This is a genomic window from Streptomyces sp. NPDC048506 (assembly GCF_040651315.1).
GTDB lineage: Bacteria > Actinomycetota > Actinomycetes > Streptomycetales > Streptomycetaceae > Streptomyces.
In genome coordinates, this window is sequence record NZ_JBEZIX010000019.1 from 14,664 (window position 1) to 33,829 (window position 19,166).

The window sequence follows — 19,166 nt, forward strand, 5'->3', positions numbered from 1 at the left end:
CGGCACACGTTTTCGGATCAACCCGTACGAGAAAAGCAAGCAACCGTTTCTCCTGCCGATACGTCAAGTTGAGGGAGGCGAGGGAGCGATGCTTCATCATCAAGCCCCATGGCACCCCGCGGGCGTTCTGATGGCGTACAAACCCCGCCCTCCCGCTTGCCCGACCCTTTCGCTCCACCCCTAGACTGAACTTCCAGCAGGTGGCTACACGCTCGAAAGGCGCCCCCGTGTCCATCGGCAACTCCCCCGAAGCAGACCGGCCTTCCATCGGTCATGCCATCCAGCAGGCCCGTATCGCGGCGGGACTGACCGTCGAAGAGGTCAGTACGACCACACGGGTGCGCATCCCCATCGTGCAGGCGATCGAGCAGGACGACTTCTCGCGCTGTGGCGGCGACGTCTACGCCCGGGGACATATCCGCGCGCTGGCCCGCGCCGTCGCCCTCGACCCCCACCCGCTGATCGACCAGTTCGACGCCGAGCACGGCGGACGGCCCACGCCGACCGATCTGGCCGCGCCGATCTTCGAGGCGGAGCGGATCCGTTCCGAGCCGCGCCGCCCGAACTGGACCGCCGCGATGATCGCGGCGATCGTCGCCGTGGTCGGCTTCGTCGGCTTCACGCTGTTCAGCGGCGGGGAGAAGAACGACAACGGCCCGATCGCGGCCGGTGGCGCCAACGCGAAGCCGGCGCCGGCACCCACCCGCCATCCCTCGACGATCAAGCCTCCGCTGCCCGAGCCCTCCGACAGCGCGGTCGCCGGCCTGCCGAAGGACAAGGTCACGATCAAGGTCACCGCCCGCGACGGCCAGAGCTGGGTCTCCGCCAAGGACGCCAACGGCAAGCTGCTGGAGGACAGCCTGCTCAAGCAGGGTGAATCCAAGACGATCACCGACAAGAAGCGGATCGACCTGGTCCTCGGCAACGCCCCGGTCGTACAGCTGTACGTCAATGGCAAAGAGGTCAAGGAGATCGGCAAGAAGGGCCCGGTGGAGCGGCTCAGCTACACGCCGGGAGACCCGCAGGCGGGCTGATCGCCGCGCCGCGGAGGGCGTCCGCCGCCTGGCTCCGGCTGCCTGGGGCCGGTGGCGGAGACCTGCGCGCCAAGGGGGTGTCCGGGACGAAGTAGGCTGAGCCCTATGCCCGAACGCCGTACCGTCGCCCTTGTCACGCTTGGCTGCGCCCGTAACGAGGTGGACTCGGAGGAGCTTGCAGGCCGCCTGGCAGCGGACGGCTGGGAGCTGGTCGAGGAAGCCGCCGATGCCGATGTCGCCGTGGTCAACACCTGTGGGTTCGTCGAAGCCGCCAAGAAGGACTCCGTCGATGCCCTGCTGGAAGCCAACGATCTGAAGGATCATGGCAGAACCCAGGCCGTGGTGGCCGTCGGCTGCATGGCCGAGCGCTACGGCAAGGAGCTCGCCGAGGCGCTGCCCGAAGCCGACGGCGTACTCGGCTTCGACGACTACGCCGACATCTCCGACCGTCTACAGACCATCCTGAGCGGCGGCGTCCACGCCGCGCACACCCCGCGGGACCGCCGCAAGCTGCTGCCGATCAGCCCGGCCGAGCGCCAGGGGGCCGCCGCGGTCGCGCTGCCCGGTCACGCCCAGTCCGGTTCCGAGCCGCCGGCCCCACCCGAGGACCTGCCGGAGGGCATCGCACCGGCCTCCGGGCCGCGGGCGCCGCTCCGCCGCCGCCTCGGCAGCAGCCCGGTGGCCTCGGTGAAGCTGGCCTCGGGCTGCGACCGGCGCTGCTCGTTCTGCGCCATCCCGTCCTTCCGCGGCTCGTTCATCTCCCGCCGCCCCTCGGACGTGCTCGGTGAGACGCGCTGGCTGGCCGAGCAGGGCGTCAAGGAGGTCATGCTGGTCTCCGAGAACAACACCTCCTACGGCAAGGACCTCGGCGACATCCGCCTGCTGGAGACGCTGCTGCCGGAGCTGGCGGCCGTCGACGGCATCGAGCGGATCCGGGTCAGCTATCTCCAGCCGGCCGAGATGCGGCCCGGGCTGATCGACGTGCTGACCGGGACGGACAAGGTCGCGCCGTACTTCGACCTGTCCTTCCAGCACTCCGCGCCCGGCGTGCTGCGGGCGATGCGGCGCTTCGGCGACACCGACCGCTTCCTGGAGCTGCTGGCGACCATCCGCACGAAGGCGCCGCAGGCCGGCGCCCGCTCCAACTTCATCGTCGGCTTCCCCGGGGAGAGCGAGAGCGACCTGGCGGAGCTGGAGCGCTTCATCACCGAGGCCCGGCTCGACGCCATCGGCGTCTTCGGCTACTCCGACGAGGACGGCACCGAGGCCGCCTCGTACGAGGACAAGGTCGACCAGGACGTGGTCGACGAGCGGCTGGCGCGGGTGTCGCGGCTGGCCGAGGAGCTGACCGCGCAGCGCGCCGAGGAGCGGGTCGGCGAGACGGTGCGGGTGCTGGTCGACCGGATCGACGACGAGGACGGTGTCGTGGGGCGGGCCGCGCACCAGGCGCCGGAGACCGATGGCGTCACCCTGCTGTCGAACGGCCAGGACCTCCGGCCCGGTCGTATGGTCGAAGCAAAGGTGGTGGCCAGCGAGGGCGTGGACCTCGTGGCCGAGGTGCTGTCGGTGGACGGCACGGGGTGTACCGAGGAGGCGGGCAGATGACCGGAGTCCCGGCTTCCGCAGCTGGTGGGCCGCGCACGGCGCCGTCCGTCCGGCAGGCCGGGCTGTGGAACATCGCCAACGTCCTGACGATGCTGCGGCTGGTGCTGGTCCCGGCCTTCGTGCTGCTGCTGATGCACGACGGCGGGACCGACCGGGCGTGGCGCGCCTTCGCCTGGGCCGCCTTCGCCGTCGCCATGATCACCGATGTCTTCGACGGACATCTGGCGCGGACGTACAACCTGGTCACCGACTTCGGCAAGATCGCCGACCCGATCGCGGACAAGGCGATCATGGGGGCCGCCCTGGTCTGTCTGTCGGTGCTGGGCGATCTGCCCTGGTGGGTGACGGGCGTGATCCTCTTCCGTGAGCTCGGGATCACCCTGATGCGGTTCTGGGTGATCAAGCACGGGGTCATTCCGGCCAGTCGTGGCGGCAAATTCAAGACATTGGCCCAGGGCACCGCGGTCGGGATGTACGTCCTGGTGCTGACCGGTCCACTCGCCACCCTTCGCTGGTGGGTGATGGCGGTGGCCGTGGTGCTGACGGCCGCGACCGGCCTCGACTACGTACGGCAGGCCGTGATGCTGCGCCGGGCCGGACTGGCCCGGGAGCGGGCCGAGCGGGCCACGGCGGCGGAGAGCGTCGCACGGGACGCCGAGCGGTGAGCGGGCCGGGTTCTGCCGCTGCCGGGGCGCTGGAGCTGCTCGCCGGGCGCGGGCAGAGCCTGGCGGTGGCCGAATCGCTGACCGGCGGCCTGGTGGCGGGCGCGCTGACCGCCGTCCCCGGCGCCTCGCGGGTGCTGCGCGGCTCGCTGACGGCGTACGCCACCGATCTCAAGCGGGAGCTGCTGGGCGTCGACGGCTCTCTGCTGGCGGCGCGCGGGGCGGTGGACGCCGAGGTCGCGCGCCAGATGGCGGGCGGTGTACGGCGGCTGCTGGGCGCCGACTGGGGCATCGCCACGACCGGTGTGGCCGGGCCGGACCCCCAGGACGGACAGCCCGTGGGCACCGTTTTCGTGGCCGTCCAGGGCCCGGACGGCGCCGGACGGGTGCGTCGGCTGGCGCTGTCGGGGGATCGCGACCGGATTCGCCGGGACACCATCGACGCCGTGCTCGCACTGTTGTTGAGCGAACTGACAGAAAATGCGCGGGCACAGGATACGGAACAACACGGGGGGAATGGATGTTTGCAGCCCTGAGTGAACACGTACTTGCGCCCGGCACGCGTACGGCCCGAGGCGGTACGGTGGGGCGAGAAGGATCCGGATCCGAGGTCCGAGGAGGGAGCCAGCGATGATTCTGCTTCGTCGCCTGCTGGGTGACGTGCTGCGCCGACAGCGTCAGCGCCAGGGCCGAACCCTGCGCGAGGTCTCTTCCTCCGCCCGGGTATCGCTCGGCTATTTGTCCGAGGTCGAGAGGGGGCAGAAGGAGGCCTCCTCCGAGCTGCTCTCGGCGATCTGTGACGCGCTGGACGTGCGCATGTCCGAGCTCATGCGGGAGGTCAGCGACGAGCTGGCGCTCGCCGAGCTGGCAGCGTCCGCAGCCGCGAGCGACGGGGTGCCGGCACCGGTGCGGCCCAAGCTCAATTCGGTGTCCGTCACGTCTCTGGCCGGTGTGCCGGAGGAGCGCGTGACCATCAAGTCTCCGGCCGACGTCGTGGATGTCGTCGCGGCCTGACACCCCTGTTCGTAGGCCTGTGGAGCCCCGGTGGGCAGTTGCCCACCGGGGCTCCGTGCCGTGCCGGGGGCGGCCCCGGGCGGTCCGTCTGAGCCGCCCGGTCGGGACGATTCATTTGTACGATGACAAAACCGGGCAAATCGCCCAAGCGATCCCCGGTCATTCATGCGATCGAATCGTCCGAACAGGAGTATCTGGATGTCTGTCGTCAAGAGCACGCTGTCCGACGAGGACCGCCGCACCGTCGGGAACGCCCTACAGGGAGCCCTGGTCGACCTGGTCGACCTGTCGCTCGTCGCGAAGCAGGTGCACTGGAACGTCGTCGGCCCGCGCTTCCGCTCCGTCCACCTCCAGCTCGACGAGGTCGTCGCCAGTGCGCGCCGGCATGCCGACACGGTGGCCGAGCGGGCGTCCGCGATCGGGGTGTCGCCCGACGGGCGGGCCTCCACGGTCGCCAAGACCAGCGGCATCGGCGAGGTGCAGGACGGCTGGATCAAGGACGGGGAAGTGGTGCGGGCGATGGTGAGCGCGCTGGGTGCGGTCATCGTCAAGATGCGCGAGCGGATCGTCGCGACCGCGGAGCCGGACCCGGTCAGCCAGGACATCCTCATCGGTCTCACTGCCGACCTGGAGAAGCACCACTGGATGTTCCAGGCCGAGGCGCACCACTGACCGGGGCTCGCGCCGGCGTCCGCGCGCCGGGAGTGCCCCGGTACGCCCTCCCCGCCGACGGCGGGCTCCGCCTAGCGTCGGCCGAAGGAGGCAACCATGGCGTGGTGCGGATTCGCGGCCCGCGGGCGGAGCGGCCGGTCCCCGGTGGGTGAGTCGACCGCGCCGCGTCCACGGGTCGCGCCGGGGCGCAGGATATCCGCGGCCGTCGTCGGGGGGCTGTGGTGGTGGGCGGCGCTCCGGCTGGCGCTGTGGCCGCATGCGGCGGGCGTGGTCGAGGGGGCTGTGGTGGTGGGCGGCTGGGGGCTGGGTCTGCTGCCGGTGCACTGCGTTCCCTGGACGGGAGGCAGTGAGGGTGCCCGCCGGCCTGCCCTGGTCCAGGAGGTGCGGGCGGCGCTCACCAGGGCATGGCGACGCCGCCGTTCGGGCGGAGGATCTGGCCGGTCGTGAAGGACGAGGCGTCGGATGCCAGATGGAGCACGGCGTGCGCGATGTCCGCCGGCTCTCCCACCCGCCCCAGCGGCGACATCCGGATCATCGGCCCCTCCGCCTGCTGCTGCGCCTCGGCGGTGTGGCGGTCGGTCATCGGTGTACGGATCCAGCCCGGCGCGACGGCATTGACCCGGATGCCGTGCCGGCCGACCTCCGTGGCCAGGGTCTTGGTGAGCTGGACGACGGCGGCCTTGGCGACGCCGTAGCAGAGCAGTCCGGGTGCGCCGGTGTCGATCGCGCCGGAGGCCATGGTCACGATGGAGCCGCGGGTGGCGGTGGCGATCATGGCGCGGGCGGCTTCCTGGCAGCCGTGCAGCACGCCCTTGAAATTGGTGTTCCAGACCCGGTCCAGATCCTCGTCCGCGGTCTCCAGCACGGGCGAGGAGTGCATGATCCCGGCGATGTTCGCCATCACGTCGAGGCGTCCGGCGGCCTCGTGGGCTGCGGCGACGACGGCGGCGACCTGGTCGCGGCGGGTGACGTCGACGCGGTGCGGGTGTGCGGTGCCCCCGGATGCGGTGATGGCCGCGGCGGTGGCGGTGACGCCCCGGTCGTCGAGGTCCGCACAGTGCACCGTGGCGCCGGCCTCGGCGAGCAGGACGGCAGTGGCGCGCCCGATTCCGCTCGCCGCGCCGGTGACGATCGCGGTGCGGCCCGTGAGGTCGTACGCCGTGAGGGGCATGGTGCGAGGGTAGGGAGAGATCTGACGGTCCGTCAATTGGTGGGTGGGGTGCTCCGGGGGGCGGGTCCGCCGGGCTGGCACGCCGGGCACCAGTAGGTGACGCGTTCCGCCGCGGCGGGATCCTGGTCGGCGGTGCGGACCGCGGTGCCGCAGCGCAGACAGGGGCGGCCGGCCCGGCCGTAGACCCACAGCCGACGGTCGGGGCGGGCGCCCCCGCCAGCCCCCATCGGGCGTGGGCGGTCTCCCCAGGGCGTGGTGGTTCGGGCCGGGCGGTGCTTGTTGGCCTCCAGGAGCCGCTTGGCGAGCGTCGGCACGCGCTCCGGGTCGGGGAGCTCTCCCACGGGCAGCCACGGGGCGGCGCGCAGCAGAAAGCACAGCTCGGACTTGTAGACGTTGCCGATACCGGCGAGATTGCGCTGGTCGAGCAGGGCCTCGCCGAGCGGTCGCTCCGGGGCGGCAAGCAGCCGGCGCAGGGCCTCCTCGGGGTCCCAGTCGGGGCCGAGGAGATCGGGCCCGAGATGGCCGACGGCCCGGGATTCGTCGGCGGTGCGCAGCAGGTCGAGAACGGGGAGGCGGTAGCCCACGGCCGTGTGGTCCGGGGTGCCGAGGACCGCCCTGATCTGGTGGGTGGGGCCGCCGCGCCAGCGCTCCCCGGCCGCATAGATCTGCCAGGCGCCGTCCATCCGCAGATGGGAGTGCAGAGTGAGGCCGCCGGTGAAGCGGGTGAGCAGGTGCTTGCCGCGGGGGACCACCTCGCGTACCTCCCGGCCGGTGAGATCGACCGTTGCCAGACGGGGAACGCGCAGGTCACAACGGGTCAGCGGCCGGCCGGCCAGCGCATCGTGGAGCCGCTGGGCCACACGCCAGACGGTGTCACCTTCGGGCATGCCACCATCATGCCCAAAGGGAGCGGACAGGCCCTGGGCACAGGCGGACGAGCGGGGCCGGCCCGCCGTCCCGGAAGCGGGCGGCCGCACGGAGCCCGGCGGCCGGCCGGCCCGTGGGGAACGGGTCGCCCGCCGGGTGATCGGCCGACGCGCTCATCCCCGCAGTCGCAGCCCCCGTGGGGTCGGGTGGAAGCCGGCGGACTCCAGTGTGGCCGCGAAGGGGGAGGTCAGGGCCGCGGTGCCGTTGATGCGCTCGGTGGTGATGGTGCCCAGGGCGCCGGCGCGGGCCGCGTCGGTCAGCGCCTCCACCGCGAGCTGGAGGCGGGGGTCGGTGGACGCCCGGGTCGGATCCTGGCCGAGCGGCCAGAGCAGCAGCGTCTTGCCGCCGCGCTCCATGTAGAGCGCCAACTCACCGTCGACCAGGACGACCAGCGAGCCCGCCTTGCGGCCGGGCTTGTGGGTGGACCCCTCGGGCGGGTCGGGCCACGGCAGGGCGGCGCCGTAGGCGTTGGCCGGGTCGGCGGCGGCCAGGACGACGGCGCGCTGCGGACCGCCGCGCCGGGACGGTGCCGGGCCGGCCTCCGGCAGGGCGGCATCGGCGGTGCGCTCCCGCTGGGTGCTGACCGCGCGCAGCCGGTCCACCGCACCGTCCATCGCGAACTGGGCGGCGCCCAGCCCTTCGACGACATAGCCCCGGCGGGCCTGGCCGGAGTCCTCGAACGCGGACAGCACGCGGTACGCGGCGGAGAACCCGCCCTCGACCCCTTCGGCGGCGACCGCGCCACGGGTGATGATCCCGTGCCGGTCCAGGAGCGTACGGGCCAGGGCATGGGCGCGGTGCGTGGTGTCCGTCTCCGGGGCGGGCAGCAGCGACCAGCGGCCGCCCACGGTCGGCGGGCCCGAGCGGGAGGCTGTGGGGCGGCCGCCGTGCCCCGCGGCCGCGGCCAGCGAGCCGTACCTGCCGCGCGGGACCGAGCGTCGGGCGCGGTGGGCGGTCGAGCCGGCCGTACGGCCCGAGCCGAGGAGGGCGCGCAGCGGGGCGAGGGTGTCGTTCGTCAGCCGTCCCGACCAGGCCAGGTCCCACAGGGCGTCGGCCAGCTGGGGGTCGGTGGCGTCCGGGTGGGTGGTGGCGCGGACCTGGTCGGCGAGCTGGCGGAAGAACAGGCCGTACCCGGGCGCCAGGGCGGCCAGCAACGACTCGTGCAGCGCGGTCAGTTCGAGGGGGAGCGGCGGCGGGAGGAGCAGCGGGGCCGAGTCGGCGAGATGCAGCGAGAGCCAGCCGTCCTTGCCGGGGAGCGCACCGGCACCGGCCCACAACACCTCCCCGGTGGCGGTGAGCTCGTCCATCAGGGCCGGGGTGTAGCCGGCGACGCGGGAGGGCAGCACCAGCTTCTCCAGGGCGGAGGCCGGAACCGGCGCGCCCTGCAACTGCTCGATGGCCCGCACCAGTCCGTCGATACCGCGCAGGCTGTGCGCGGCGCCGCCGGACGGTGCCGGCGTGCCGTTCGTCGACGCCGGACGCGGCGCCGCGACGTGCTGCCACTGGGGCAGGAAGGCGGCGAGCGCGGCCGGCGGTACCGGCTCCAGCTCCTCGCGCAGCGCGGCCAGCGAGCGCCTGCGCAGCCTGCGCAGCACCTGTGCGTCGCACCACTCCTGGCCGATGCCCGCGGGGTGGAACTCCCCCTGGACGACCCGGCCGGCGGCGGCGAGGCGGTGCAGCGCGCCGTCGGTGACGGCGGTGCCGAGGCCGAAGCGGGCGGCGGCCTGCTCAGAGGTGAACGGGCCGTGCGTACGGGCATAGCGGGACAGCAGATCACCGAGCGGGTCCTTGACCGGTTCGGTGAAGGACTCCGGGACGCCGACCGGCAGCGCCGTGCCCAGTGCGTCACGGAGCCGGCCGGCGTCCTCGACCGCGGCCCAGTGATCGGCGCCGGTGATCCGCACCGGGATGGCGCGCCGGGCGGCCGCCAGCTCCCCGACCCACGCCGGATCCGCGCCGCGCTCGACCAGCTCGGCGTCGGTCAGCGGACCCAGCAGCCGCAGGACGTCGGCGACGCCCTCGGCGTCCTTGACCCGCCGGTCCTCCGTGCGCCACTGGAGCTCGCGCTCCAGCTCGGCGAGCACCTCGGCGTCCAGCAGCTCGCGCAGCTCGGCCTGGCCCAGCAGTTCGGCGAGCAGCCGGGAGTCCAGGGACAGCGCGGCGGCGCGGCGCTCGGCGAGCGGGGAGTCGCCCTCGTACAGGAACTGGGCGACGTAGCCGAACAGCAGCGAGCGGGCGAACGGCGACGGCTCGGGGGTGGTGACCTCCACCAGGCGCACCCGGCGGGCCTCGATGTCGCCCATCAGCTCCGCCAGGCCCGGTACGTCGAAGACGTCCTGGAGACATTCGCGGACGGCTTCCAGCACGATGGGGAAGGAGCCGAACTCGCTGGCCACCTGGAGGAGTTGGGCGGCCCGCTGGCGCTGCTGCCACAGCGGGGTGCGCTTGCCGGGGCTGCGCCGGGGCAGCAGCAGGGCGCGGGCGGCGCATTCGCGGAACCGGGAGGCGAACAGCGCGGAACCGCCCACCTGGTCGGTGACGAGCTGATCGATCTCGCCGTGGTCGAAGGCGACGTCGGCGGCTCCCACCGGGGACTGCTCCGGGTCGTACTCCGTGCCGCGGGCGGCTGGTCCCAGGGCGGCGGACGGGCCGGGCCCATCGTCCCCGCCGAGGCCGAAACCGCCGTCCCCGTCGAGGAGGTCGAGGCCCATCAGGTCCGCGTCGGGCAGCCGCAGCACGATGCCGTCGTCGGCGTGCATCACCTGGGCGTCCATGCCGTAGCGCTCGGCGAGGCGGGCACCGAGGGCCAGCGCCCAGGGGGCGTGGACCTGCGCGCCGAACGGGGAGTGGACGACCACCCGCCAGTCACCGAGCTCGTCGCGGAACCGCTCGACGACGATCGTCCGGTCGTCGGGGACGTGGCCGCAGGCCTGCTTCTGCTCGGCGAGGTAGCCCAGCACATTGGACGTCGCCCAGTCGTCCAGCCCGGCGGCGGACAGCCGGGCCCCGGCGTCCTCCGGGGCCATCGAACCGATCTCCCGGAGGAACGCGCCCAGCGCACGGCCCAGTTCGAGGGGGCGGCCGAGCTGGTCGCCCTTCCAGAAGGGCAGCCGGCCGGGGACCCCGGGGGCGGGTGTGACCAGCACCCGGTCCCGGGTGATGTCCTCGATCCGCCAGGACGTCGTGCCGAGCGTGAAGACGTCGCCGACGCGGGACTCGTAGACCATCTCCTCGTCGAGCTCTCCGACCCGGCGCCCGCCCCCCCCGCCGGAGTCGCCGCCCGCCAGGAACACGCCGAACAGGCCGCGGTCGGGGATCGTGCCCCCGGACGTCACGGCCAGCCGCTGGGCGCCAGGGCGGCCGGTGACGGTCTGTGCGATGCGGTCCCACACCAGACGCGGCCGCAACTCGGCGAAGGCGTCCGAGGGGTAGCGGCCGGCGAGCATGTCCAGGACGGCCGTGAACGCCGATTCGGGCAGCGCGGCGAACGGCGCGGCCCGCCGGACGACGGCCAGCAGTTCCTCGACGTCCCAGGTGTCCATCGCTGCCATGGCGACCAGCTGCTGGGCGAGCACGTCCAGCGGGTTGGCGGGCACCCGCAGCGCCTCGATGGCGCCCGCGCGCATCCGCTCGGTGACCACCGCGGCCTGCACCAGATCGCCGCGGTACTTGGGGAAGACGATGCCCTTCGAGACCGCGCCGACCTGATGACCGGCGCGCCCGACCCGCTGTAGCCCGGAGGCGACCGACGGCGGCGACTCCACCTGGACGACCAGATCGACCGCCCCCATGTCGATGCCCAGCTCCAGACTGGAGGTGGCGACCACGGCCGGCAGCCGGCCCGCCTTCAAGTCCTCCTCCACCTGGGCGCGTTGCTCCTTGGACACCGAGCCGTGGTGCGCCCGGGCCAGCAGTGGCGGTGCGCCCTTGGCGGCCCCCGCCTCGGCCATCAGCTCCGCGGGGGAGTGGTGCTCGGGCAGGGCGGTACCCGTCGTCCGCTCGTAGGCGATCTCATTGAGGCGGTTGCACAGCCGCTCCGCCAGACGACGGGAGTTGGCGAACACGATCGTGGAGCGATGGGCCTGGACGAGATCGGCGATCCGCTCCTCGACCTGCGGCCAGATGGACGGCTTCTCGCCGGTCTCGCCCTCCTGGACCGGTGAGCCGCCCAGCTCGCCCATGTCCTCCACCGGGACGACCACCGAGAGGTCGAAGCGCTTCCCGGACGGCGGCTGGACGATCTCCACCCGGCGCCGCGGCGAGAGGTAGCGGGCCACCTCCTCCACCGGGCGCACCGTCGCCGACAGCCCGATCCGGCGGGCCGGCCGGGCCAGCAGCTCGTCGAGCCGCTCCAGGGACAGCGCCAGATGCGCACCGCGCTTGGTGCCGGCGACCGCATGGACCTCGTCCACGATCACCGTCTCGACGCCCGCCAGCGCCTCCCGGGCCGACGACGTCAGCATCAGGAACAGCGACTCGGGGGTCGTGATGAGGATGTCCGGCGGGCGGTTGGCGATCGACCGGCGCTCCGCCGGCGAGGTGTCCCCGGAGCGGATGCCGACCGTGATGTCCGGCTCCGGCAGCCCCAGGCGGACCGACTCCTGGCGGATGCCCGTCAACGGGCTGCGCAGATTGCGCTCGACGTCGACGGCGAGCGCCTTCAGCGGCGACACGTACAGCACCCGGCAGCGCTTCTTGGGCTCCGCGGGCGGGGGAGTGCTGGCCAGTGCGTCCAACGACGCGAGGAACGCCGCGAGGGTCTTGCCCGATCCCGTCGGCGCGACCACGAGGACGTCCGAGCCCGCGCCGATCGCCCGCCAGGCGCCCTCCTGCGCGGCGGTGGGCGCGCTGAACGCCCCGGCGAACCATCCACGGGTCGCGGGCGAGAACGAGGTGAGCGCTGACTCGGCCATGTCCCCCATCGTGCACCGGACCACTGACAACGCCGCCCCCGCGCGGACCGCCGGCCGCCGCTGGCGGCGCCGGCCCGGCCGTCCACGACTCGGACGCGGCAGGTCACCCGCCCCGCGAGGGACGCAGAATGGGCCGCATGGGGACGCGCGGGGAGCGGGGCACGGCCGGTGGGGACGCCGGGACGCCCCTCGTCGGAGGGCCGGATGCGGACGCCACGCCGCAGGACCGCGGCGAATGGGCGCGCCACTGGCGCTACGCCGGACTGCCCGGCCTCGACCTGCTGCGCGCCCGCTACGTCCGGCACTCCTTCCCGCGCCACGCCCACGAGGGCTACGTGGTCTGCGCGGTCACCTCCGGCATCGAGGAGATCGGGCTCCAGAACGGCACCGTCCGGGCCGGCCACGGCGGCGTGGTCATGATCAACCCGGAGGTGGCGCACACCGCCCGGGCCGGTGCCCCTGAGGGCTGGACCTACGCCACCCTCTACCCATCGTCCCGGCTCGTCGCCGAGATAGCCGAGGAGACCACCGCACTGCGCGGCACCGCCGGATTCACCGAGACCACCGCCGACGACCCGCACCTCGGCCGCATGATCACCGAGGTCCACCGGGCCGCCGAGGCGGGCAACGCCCTCGCCGCCGACAGCCTGCTGCGGATCGTCGTCGCCCGCCTGCTGCGCCACTACGGCGGCCCGCTCCCGGCGCGCACGCCGCGCAGCGCCGGGGCGCGGACCGCCGCCCGTGCACGGGCCGTCCTGGAGGAGCGGATGGCCGACCCGCCCTCCCTGGAGCAGCTGGCGCAGCAGCTCGGCACCAGCCCGTTCGCGCTGCTCCGGGCCTTCAAGGGCAGCTACGGCATGCCGCCGCACGCCTGGCTCACCGACGCCCGGGTGCGCCGGGCCCGCCTGCTCCTGGAGGCGGGCAGCCCACCCGCCGAGACGGCCGTCGCGGTCGGCTTCAGCGATCAGCCACACCTCAACCGGCACTTCACCCGGATCGTCGGCGTGCCGCCCGGCGCCTACCGGAAGGAGCGCTCGGCGTAGCGGAGACACCCTGGGCACGGACGGCGCGACCGAGCGCGTGTGGGGCGCGGACGTGCGGATGGGGCGCGTACGGGGCGCGGACGTGCGGACGGGGCGCGGACAGGGTGCAGACGGGGTGCGCGGCGCAAGAACGTACAAGACCGTCGACGGCGCGCCTTCCTAGGGTCGCAGGCGTGGCAGAACAGACAGACATACGCACCACCGAGCCGGCCGCGACGCCGGCCCCCGGACGGCCCGCGAAGCCCGACTCCGCCGTCATCAGGGACGCCCTCGGCGTCGGCGTCGCCGTCGGGCTCTCCGGATTCGCCTTCGGCGTGACCTCGGCCGGCGCCGGCCTCAGCCTCCTTCAGACCTGCGCACTCAGCCTCCTGGTGTTCACCGGCGCCTCACAGTTCGCCCTGGTGGGCGCGCTCGCCGCCGGCGGCAACCCGCTCACCGCCGCGGCCGGCGCCTTCTTCCTGGGCGTCCGCAACGCGTTCTACGGACTGCGGCTGTCCGCCGTCCTCGGCTACCGGGCGACGGTCAAGCCGCTCGCCGCCCACTGGGTGATCGACGAGACCTCCGCCGTCACCCTGGCCCAGCCCGACCGACGCAGCGCCCGGCTGGGCTTCACCGTCACCGGGCTGAGCCTCTACGCCCTGTGGAACGTCACCACCCTGATCGGCGCCCTGGGCGCGGAGGCGCTCGGCGACACCGACGCCTGGGGCCTGGACGCGGCCAGCCCCGCGGTCTTCCTGGCGCTGCTCGCACCGATGCTCCGGACCACCGTCGAGCGGGCCGCGGCCGGGCTGGCCGTCGTCCTCGTCTTGGTGACGCTGCCGCTGTTGCCCACGGGCGTTCCCGTACTGCTCTCGGCGCTCGCCGCACCCGCCGTCCTCGTGCTCCAGGGATGCCGCGCGCGGGCACGGAAGGCGAGCGCGGCGCACGGGCCGGGCGCCGGCCAGGCCGCGGGCCGCACCACAGAGACCGAGGACCACCGGACGACCGAGGAGGACCGGGCATGAACGTCTGGATCGCGATCACCGTCACCGCCGTCGGCTGCTATCTGGTCAAGTACCTCGGCCTGGCGGCGCCCGCCGGCGTACTGGAGCGCCCGCTCGTCAAGCGCCTGGCGGCGCTGCTCCCGGTGGCCCTGCTGGCCGCGCTCACCGCCCAGCAGACCTTCAGCGACGGCCAGCACCTGATGCTCGACGCCAAGGCCGCGGGCGTGGTCGCGGCGGCCGTGGCCCTCGTCCTGCGGGCGCCGTTCCTGTTGGTCGTCGGCGTCGCGGTGGCCGTCACCGCCGGAGTACGGGCACTGGGCGGCTGACGACACCCGGGGGCGCCCGGCGCCTGGTCCGCGCCGGGCGCCCGGACCGGCACACGCCCGGCGCCCGGACCGGACCGGACCGCGCCCGGCGCTCAGCTGAGGAGACGCCCGTACGCCCGTAGGGTCAGCAGGGCGTTCAGCGTCACCAGCGGGCGGCCCTCCAACGCCGTGCCCGGTGCCCACTCCCGCCAGTTGATCGGCCAGCCGCCGTCCTCCCCCTGGAGCGCGGCGAGGTGGTCCAGCGCCCGGTCCATCTCCTCGTCGGTGAACCAGCCGCGGGCGAGGGAACCGGGCGTGGACGCGAAGTCGTAGGCCAGATGGTGCTCTCCGGGGGCGTACCCCTCCGCCACCGGGACGTCCGCGGCCCGCTCCGGGTCCAGCAGCACCAGGCCCTGCTCCCGGACGAGCCGGCCCAGCCGCTCCGCCGCCGCGGCGGCCCGGGGCCGGTCCGGGGCGCCGTCCAGGAAGGCCACCGCGGCCTCCACCTCGTACGGATGGGTCTCCTTCAGGGACTCCACGGCCGACCAGCAGTAGTCCGTGGCGCGGAACAGCCACGCGTGCCACACCTCGTTGCGGTGCAGCAGCCCGACCACGGGGCCGGTGGCCAGCAGGGAACTCGGCGGATCGTCGACCACCGGGATCCACGGTGCGGCCGGATAGCCGCGCACCGAGGGGTGCAGCGCCGGCAGCGCTCCCTGCGGGGTCGAGACCTTCGTCAGATAGCGGCAGATCCGCTCCACCTGGCGCCCGCCGCAACGCCCGATCACATCGAGGACCTTCAGGGCGTGCGCGGTGTGCAGCGGCTGGCTGACCGGGCCGCGCAGATCGGGCTCCAGGGCGTGGCCGTAGCCGTCGTCGTCGTTGCGGTACGCGGCGAGCGCCGTCTCGACCGGGTCCGCCCCGCCGCCGAGGAAGTGGTATTCGAAGAGCCGCTGCTCCAGCACCCGGGCGGTCAGCCAGACGAAGTGCTCGGCGTGTGCCAGCGGGGTCGCAGCAGGGATTGCTTTTTCGGCCATGGCCTGACCGTAGGGCCGAAATCCCGCGGTGACACCGGCTCGCGCACCGCTGCCCTCCCAGGGCGGGATACTGGAGGCATGCGGTTGACGGTCTTCTGGCAGCGGATGGCGAATCACTTCGGCGTGGCGTACGCCGACTCCTTCGCGCACGACTACGTGATGTCCGACCTCGGCGGCCGGACCGTCCACGAGGCGCTGGACGCGGGCTGGAGCGCCAAAGAGGTGTGGCGGGTGGTCTGCACGGTGATGGACGTGCCGCACGACAAGCGCTGAGGGCGCCGCCGGCCCGGCCGGAGGGCCCCGGAGCCGCCGCCCGCGGGGGTCCGCAGCCGGGCACGGACCGGATTGTCGGCGCCGTGCGGGACACTTGGCTGCGTGTCCGAGTCCGATGAGATCACCAGCAACGATGCCCCACGGCCCGAGGCGCGGCCCGGGGACCGAGCCGATGCGCGGATGCCGCGCTGGCTGCCGCGCGCCATGGTGCTCGCGCTCACCCTCGTGGGCTGCTACCAGCTCGCCACCTGGGGATTCCACCAGCTGATCAGCCTGTTGCTGAATGTGCTGATCGCGTTCTTCCTCGCGCTGGCGGTCGAGCCGGCCGTCGACTGGATGGCGGCCCGCGGCATGCGGCGCGGGCTCGCCACGGGGCTGGTGTTCTTCGGCATCCTCGTCGCCGCGGCCGGCTTCTTCGCGCTGCTGGGATCGATGCTGGCCGGCCAGATAGCCACCATGGTCGAGGAGTTCCCCCAGTACCTCGACTCCGTGATCAGCTGGATCAACAGCACGCTGCACACCCACCTCTCGCGGGTCGAGGTGCAGAACAACCTGCTCCGGTCCGACTGGCTGCAAAAGTACGTGCAGGACAGCGCCAACAACGTGCTGGCCGTCTCGGCGACGGTGCTGGGCAGCCTGTTCAACCTCCTGACGGTGGCCCTGTTCTCGTTCTACTTCGCCGCCGACGGCCCCCGGCTGCGCCGCGCGCTGTGCTCCGTCCTCCCGCCCCACCGCCAGGCCGAGGTCCTGCGCGCCTGGGAGATCGCGGTGGCCAAGACCGGCGGATACCTCTACTCCCGTGGGCTGATGGCCCTGATATCCGGTATCGCCCACTACGTCCTGCTGGAGCTGATGGGTGTTCCGTACGCTCCGGCGCTGGGCATGTGGGTGGGTCTGGTCTCGCAGTTCATCCCCACCATCGGCACGTACCTGGCGGGCGCGCTGCCCATCCTGATCGCGTTCACCGTCGACCCCTGGCACGCCCTGTGGGTCTTCGCCTTCGTCGTGATCTACCAGCAGTTCGAGAACTACCTCCTCCAGCCGCGGATCACCGCCAAGACGGTGGACATCCACCCCGCCGTCGCCTTCGGATCGGTCGTCGCCGGCACCGCGCTGATGGGCGCCGTGGGTGCGCTGATCGCGATTCCCGCGACGGCGACGCTCCAGGCGTTCCTCGGCGCGTATGTGAAGCGCTACGAAGTCCCCGGCGATCTCCGGGTCCGTGGCAGGTCCGGCCGCCGACGCGCGACCGCCCTCCTCGACCGGGTCCGCGGCGCCGCGCACCCGGACCGGCCCTCGCCAGCGCCGCAGGGCCGGGCGGCGGACACCGTCGAGGGCCGCCGTGCCCGTGCGGGCGACGCGGGAAGCCCGGGCGGTACGGCGACCCCGGCCCGGGACGGCGAGGAGCTCGGCTGAGTCCGGCGGCCGCGGTCGAGAGGCGTACGGCGATGTGAGCCACTTCACCACCTCGGGTGGTGCGGGTGCGATGACTGTGGCGCGATGCGGCAGTCTCTCTTCCTGCAACCCCTGAACGAGGAACCTGAACGTGGAAGAGGAGCGAGTCCCATGCGCATCGTGATCAGCGAGTTCATGAGCCTGGACGGCGTCGTGCAGGCCCCGGGCGGGCCCGAGGAGGACACCGACGGCGGCTTCGCCCACGGTGGTTGGTCGCACTCGTTCTTCGACCCCGAGGTGGTGGGCGGCGCCTTCGCCGACGCGCTGACCAAGGCCGAGGCGCTGCTGTTCGGGCGCCGCACGTGGCAGACGATGGCCGCGGCCTGGCCCGAGCGGGCCGGCGACCCGTTCGCCGACCGGATGAACGCCATCCCGAAGTACGTCGTGACCCGTACGCTCGGGGACGACCGGCTGACATGGCACAACACCACGCGCATCCCCGGCGACGAGGCCGTCGCCCGCATCCGGGAGCTTCACAAGGCCGACGGCGGGGACCTGTTGGTCATGGGGAGCCCCACGCTCGTGCGTACCCTGCTGCGCGAGGGCCTCGTCGACGAACTCCGGCTCATGGTCATGCCGGTGCTCCTCGGCGGCGGGAAGACGATCTTCCCCGACGACGGTGCGCAGCGCCGGCTCGAGCTGGTGTCCACGGTCACCAGCGGTACGGGCGTGCAGGTGTGCACCTACCGTCCGGCCGTCGAGGGGTAGGCGGGGCGACGGAGCGCCGTGCGGTGCCGCATCTCCACCTCGCGACCGGGGCCGGCGGCCGGGCCGGTCGCTTGACAGTGAAATCGAACATCCATTCTCATTGGGGTTCCGGCCCGTGATTCCGGGGATTTCGCGGAGTTATCCACAGGCTGGAGCCGGGTCCGGGCGCATTGTCAGTGGCAGGCGTTAGCGTCATGGACGTGAAGCGATCGACTCAAGCAAACCGGGTGGAACCCATGGCAGGCACTGACCGCGAGAAGGCGCTGGACGCCGCGCTCGCACAGATTGAACGGCAATTCGGCAAGGGCGCCGTGATGCGCATGGGGGAGCGGTCGAAGGAGCCCATCGAGGTCATCCCCACCGGCTCCACGGCACTCGACGTGGCGCTCGGCGTCGGCGGTCTCCCCCGCGGCCGCGTCATCGAGGTCTACGGCCCGGAATCCTCCGGTAAGACGACCCTGACCCTGCACGCGGTCGCGAACGCCCAGCGGGCCGGCGGCTCCGTCGCGTTCATCGACGCCGAGCACGCCCTCGACCCCGAGTACGCCAAGAAGCTCGGTGTGGACACCGACGCCCTGATCCTCTCCCAGCCGGACAACGGCGAGCAGGCCCTGGAGATCACGGACATGCTGGTCCGCTCCGGCGCCCTCGACCTCATCGTGATCGACTCCGTCGCCGCCCTGGTGCCGCGGGCCGAGATCGAGGGCGAGATGGGCGACTCGCACGTCGGCCTCCAGGCCCGACTGATGAGCCAGGCCCTCCGCAAGATCACCAGCGCGCTCAACCAGTCCAAGACCACCGCGATCTTCATCAACCAGCTCCGCGAGAAGATCGGCGTGATGTTCGGCTCGCCGGAGACCACGACCGGTGGCCGCGCGCTGAAGTTCTACGCCTCGGTGCGCCTCGACATCCGCCGTATCGAGACCCTCAAGGACGGCACGGAAGCGGTCGGCAACCGCACCCGCGTCAAGGTCGTCAAGAACAAGGTCTCCCCGCCGTTCAAGCAGGCCGAGTTCGACATCCTCTACGGCCAGGGCATCAGCCGTGAGGGCGGCCTGATCGACATGGGTGTGGAGCACGGCTTCATCCGCAAGTCCGGCGCTTGGTACACCTACGAGGGCGACCAGCTGGGCCAGGGCAAGGAGAACGCCCGTAACTTCCTGAAGGACAACCCCGATCTCGCCAACGAGATCGAGAAGAAGATCAAGGAGAAGCTCGGCATCGGCGTCAAGCCGCAGGACCCGACGGCGGAGCCCGGCGCGGACGCCGCGGGGGCGACGGCCGACCCGGCCACCGCGGCTCCGGCACCGGCGGCCAAGGGCGCCAAGGGTTCCAAGGCCGCCGCGGCCAAGAGCTAGTCCGCC

Annotated in this window: 18 protein-coding genes; 14 read left to right on the forward strand and 4 right to left on the reverse strand. The window is 73.0% G+C overall.

Annotated elements, in window-relative coordinates; all coding sequences use genetic code 11:
* Window positions 1-227: 227 nt before the first annotated feature.
* The 7 genes from AB0C96_RS17400 to AB0C96_RS17430 all read left to right on the forward strand — a co-directional run bounded on the left by AB0C96_RS17400 (window position 228) and on the right by AB0C96_RS17430 (window position 5,434).
* Window positions 228-1,034 (forward strand): helix-turn-helix domain-containing protein, encoded by an 807-nt coding sequence (locus tag AB0C96_RS17400; RefSeq protein WP_362918283.1) that lies wholly within the window; start codon window positions 228-230, stop codon window positions 1,032-1,034.
* Between the two features lie 105 nt (window positions 1,035-1,139).
* Window positions 1,140-2,639, forward strand: coding sequence for a 30S ribosomal protein S12 methylthiotransferase RimO (gene rimO, locus AB0C96_RS17405; RefSeq protein WP_362918285.1), 1,500 nt, complete (start codon window positions 1,140-1,142; stop codon window positions 2,637-2,639).
* Window positions 2,636-3,304, forward strand: a complete 669-nt coding sequence (pgsA, locus tag AB0C96_RS17410) for a CDP-diacylglycerol--glycerol-3-phosphate 3-phosphatidyltransferase (protein WP_362918287.1) — start codon at window positions 2,636-2,638, stop codon at window positions 3,302-3,304. Before rimO ends, pgsA begins: the two co-directional genes overlap by 4 nt.
* Complete coding sequence (locus AB0C96_RS17415; RefSeq protein WP_362918288.1) at window positions 3,301-3,837, forward strand: CinA family protein; 537 nt, start codon at window positions 3,301-3,303, stop codon at window positions 3,835-3,837. The genes pgsA and AB0C96_RS17415 overlap by 4 nt, the downstream gene beginning before the upstream one ends.
* Window positions 3,838-3,931: 94 nt before the next feature.
* The gene (locus AB0C96_RS17420) at window positions 3,932-4,315 is read left to right on the forward strand and encodes a helix-turn-helix transcriptional regulator (protein ID WP_362918290.1); all 384 of its coding nucleotides are present in this window, start codon (window positions 3,932-3,934) and stop codon (window positions 4,313-4,315) included.
* A 198-nt stretch (window positions 4,316-4,513) separates the two neighbouring features.
* The gene (locus AB0C96_RS17425) at window positions 4,514-4,987 is read left to right on the forward strand and encodes a DNA starvation/stationary phase protection protein (RefSeq protein ID WP_362918292.1); all 474 of its coding nucleotides are present in this window, start codon (window positions 4,514-4,516) and stop codon (window positions 4,985-4,987) included.
* A gap of 192 nt (window positions 4,988-5,179) precedes the next feature.
* Window positions 5,180-5,434, forward strand: coding sequence for a hypothetical protein (locus AB0C96_RS17430; protein WP_362918484.1), 255 nt, complete (start codon window positions 5,180-5,182; stop codon window positions 5,432-5,434).
* Here AB0C96_RS17430 and AB0C96_RS17435 read toward each other — a convergent pair.
* From AB0C96_RS17435 to AB0C96_RS17445, 3 genes are all read right to left on the reverse strand, one after another.
* Window positions 5,382-6,158 (reverse strand): SDR family NAD(P)-dependent oxidoreductase, encoded by a 777-nt coding sequence (locus AB0C96_RS17435; RefSeq protein WP_362918294.1) that lies wholly within the window; start codon window positions 6,156-6,158, stop codon window positions 5,382-5,384. The two genes, AB0C96_RS17430 and AB0C96_RS17435, sit on opposite strands and share 53 nt — an antisense overlap.
* Before the next feature lie 32 nt (window positions 6,159-6,190).
* Window positions 6,191-7,045, reverse strand: a complete 855-nt coding sequence (locus tag AB0C96_RS17440) for a DNA-formamidopyrimidine glycosylase family protein (protein WP_362918296.1) — start codon at window positions 7,043-7,045, stop codon at window positions 6,191-6,193.
* Between the two features lie 153 nt (window positions 7,046-7,198).
* The gene (locus tag AB0C96_RS17445) at window positions 7,199-11,998 is read right to left on the reverse strand and encodes a DEAD/DEAH box helicase (protein WP_362918298.1); all 4,800 of its coding nucleotides are present in this window, start codon (window positions 11,996-11,998) and stop codon (window positions 7,199-7,201) included.
* Window positions 11,999-12,135: 137 nt separating this feature from the next.
* Here AB0C96_RS17445 and AB0C96_RS17450 point away from each other — a divergent pair, with 137 nt between their 5' ends.
* The 3 genes from AB0C96_RS17450 to AB0C96_RS17460 all read left to right on the forward strand — a co-directional run bounded on the left by AB0C96_RS17450 (window position 12,136) and on the right by AB0C96_RS17460 (window position 14,350).
* Complete coding sequence (locus tag AB0C96_RS17450; protein ID WP_362918300.1) at window positions 12,136-13,041, forward strand: AraC family transcriptional regulator; 906 nt, start codon at window positions 12,136-12,138, stop codon at window positions 13,039-13,041.
* A gap of 191 nt (window positions 13,042-13,232) precedes the next feature.
* Window positions 13,233-14,045 carry an AzlC family ABC transporter permease gene (locus AB0C96_RS17455; protein WP_362918486.1) on the forward strand — a complete coding sequence of 271 codons (813 nt, stop codon included), beginning with the start codon at window positions 13,233-13,235 and terminating at the stop codon, window positions 14,043-14,045.
* Window positions 14,042-14,350 (forward strand): AzlD domain-containing protein, encoded by a 309-nt coding sequence (locus AB0C96_RS17460; RefSeq protein ID WP_362918302.1) that lies wholly within the window; start codon window positions 14,042-14,044, stop codon window positions 14,348-14,350. The genes AB0C96_RS17455 and AB0C96_RS17460 overlap by 4 nt, the downstream gene beginning before the upstream one ends.
* 92 nt (window positions 14,351-14,442) lie before the next feature.
* Here AB0C96_RS17460 and AB0C96_RS17465 read toward each other — a convergent pair whose 3' ends face one another.
* Window positions 14,443-15,366 carry a hypothetical protein gene (locus AB0C96_RS17465; protein ID WP_362918304.1) on the reverse strand — a complete coding sequence of 308 codons (924 nt, stop codon included), beginning with the start codon at window positions 15,364-15,366 and terminating at the stop codon, window positions 14,443-14,445.
* A gap of 78 nt (window positions 15,367-15,444) precedes the next feature.
* Between AB0C96_RS17465 and AB0C96_RS17470 the strand changes: the two genes are divergently transcribed.
* The 4 genes from AB0C96_RS17470 (at window position 15,445) to recA (ending at window position 19,160) form a co-directional block, all read left to right on the forward strand.
* Entirely contained in the window at window positions 15,445-15,639 is a 195-nt protein-coding gene (locus AB0C96_RS17470) for a DUF3046 domain-containing protein (protein WP_362918306.1), read from the forward strand.
* A 120-nt stretch (window positions 15,640-15,759) separates the two neighbouring features.
* Window positions 15,760-17,055 carry an AI-2E family transporter gene (locus AB0C96_RS17475; RefSeq protein WP_362918488.1) on the forward strand — a complete coding sequence of 432 codons (1,296 nt, stop codon included), beginning with the start codon at window positions 15,760-15,762 and terminating at the stop codon, window positions 17,053-17,055.
* Between the two features lie 150 nt (window positions 17,056-17,205).
* On the forward strand, window positions 17,206-17,802 hold the full coding sequence (locus AB0C96_RS17480; RefSeq protein ID WP_362918307.1) for a dihydrofolate reductase family protein: 597 nt from the start codon (window positions 17,206-17,208) through the stop codon (window positions 17,800-17,802).
* A 236-nt stretch (window positions 17,803-18,038) separates the two neighbouring features.
* Complete coding sequence (gene recA, locus AB0C96_RS17485) at window positions 18,039-19,160, forward strand: recombinase RecA (RefSeq protein ID WP_362918309.1); 1,122 nt, start codon at window positions 18,039-18,041, stop codon at window positions 19,158-19,160.
* The last annotated feature ends 6 nt before the right edge of the window (window positions 19,161-19,166 follow it).

Bases quoted from the DNA above. Each gene is read 5' to 3' on its own strand.
- AB0C96_RS17435 (WP_362918294.1), bottom strand. From the start codon at position 6,158: ATGCCCCTCACGGCGTACGACCTCACGGGCCGCACCGCGATCGTCACC.
- recA (WP_362918309.1), top strand. From the start codon at position 18,039: ATGGCAGGCACTGACCGCGAGAAGGCGCTGGACGCCGCGCTCGCACAG.
- pgsA (WP_362918287.1), top strand. From the start codon at position 2,636: ATGACCGGAGTCCCGGCTTCCGCAGCTGGTGGGCCGCGCACGGCGCCG.
- AB0C96_RS17425 (WP_362918292.1), top strand. From the start codon at position 4,514: ATGTCTGTCGTCAAGAGCACGCTGTCCGACGAGGACCGCCGCACCGTC.
- AB0C96_RS17470 (WP_362918306.1), top strand. From the start codon at position 15,445: ATGCGGTTGACGGTCTTCTGGCAGCGGATGGCGAATCACTTCGGCGTG.
- AB0C96_RS17465 (WP_362918304.1), bottom strand. From the start codon at position 15,366: ATGGCCGAAAAAGCAATCCCTGCTGCGACCCCGCTGGCACACGCCGAG.
- AB0C96_RS17450 (WP_362918300.1), top strand. From the start codon at position 12,136: ATGGGGACGCGCGGGGAGCGGGGCACGGCCGGTGGGGACGCCGGGACG.
- rimO (WP_362918285.1), top strand. From the start codon at position 1,140: ATGCCCGAACGCCGTACCGTCGCCCTTGTCACGCTTGGCTGCGCCCGT.
- AB0C96_RS17440 (WP_362918296.1), bottom strand. From the start codon at position 7,045: ATGCCCGAAGGTGACACCGTCTGGCGTGTGGCCCAGCGGCTCCACGAT.
- AB0C96_RS17445 (WP_362918298.1), bottom strand. From the start codon at position 11,998: ATGGCCGAGTCAGCGCTCACCTCGTTCTCGCCCGCGACCCGTGGATGG.
- AB0C96_RS17420 (WP_362918290.1), top strand. From the start codon at position 3,932: ATGATTCTGCTTCGTCGCCTGCTGGGTGACGTGCTGCGCCGACAGCGT.
- AB0C96_RS17480 (WP_362918307.1), top strand. From the start codon at position 17,206: ATGCGCATCGTGATCAGCGAGTTCATGAGCCTGGACGGCGTCGTGCAG.
- AB0C96_RS17460 (WP_362918302.1), top strand. From the start codon at position 14,042: ATGAACGTCTGGATCGCGATCACCGTCACCGCCGTCGGCTGCTATCTG.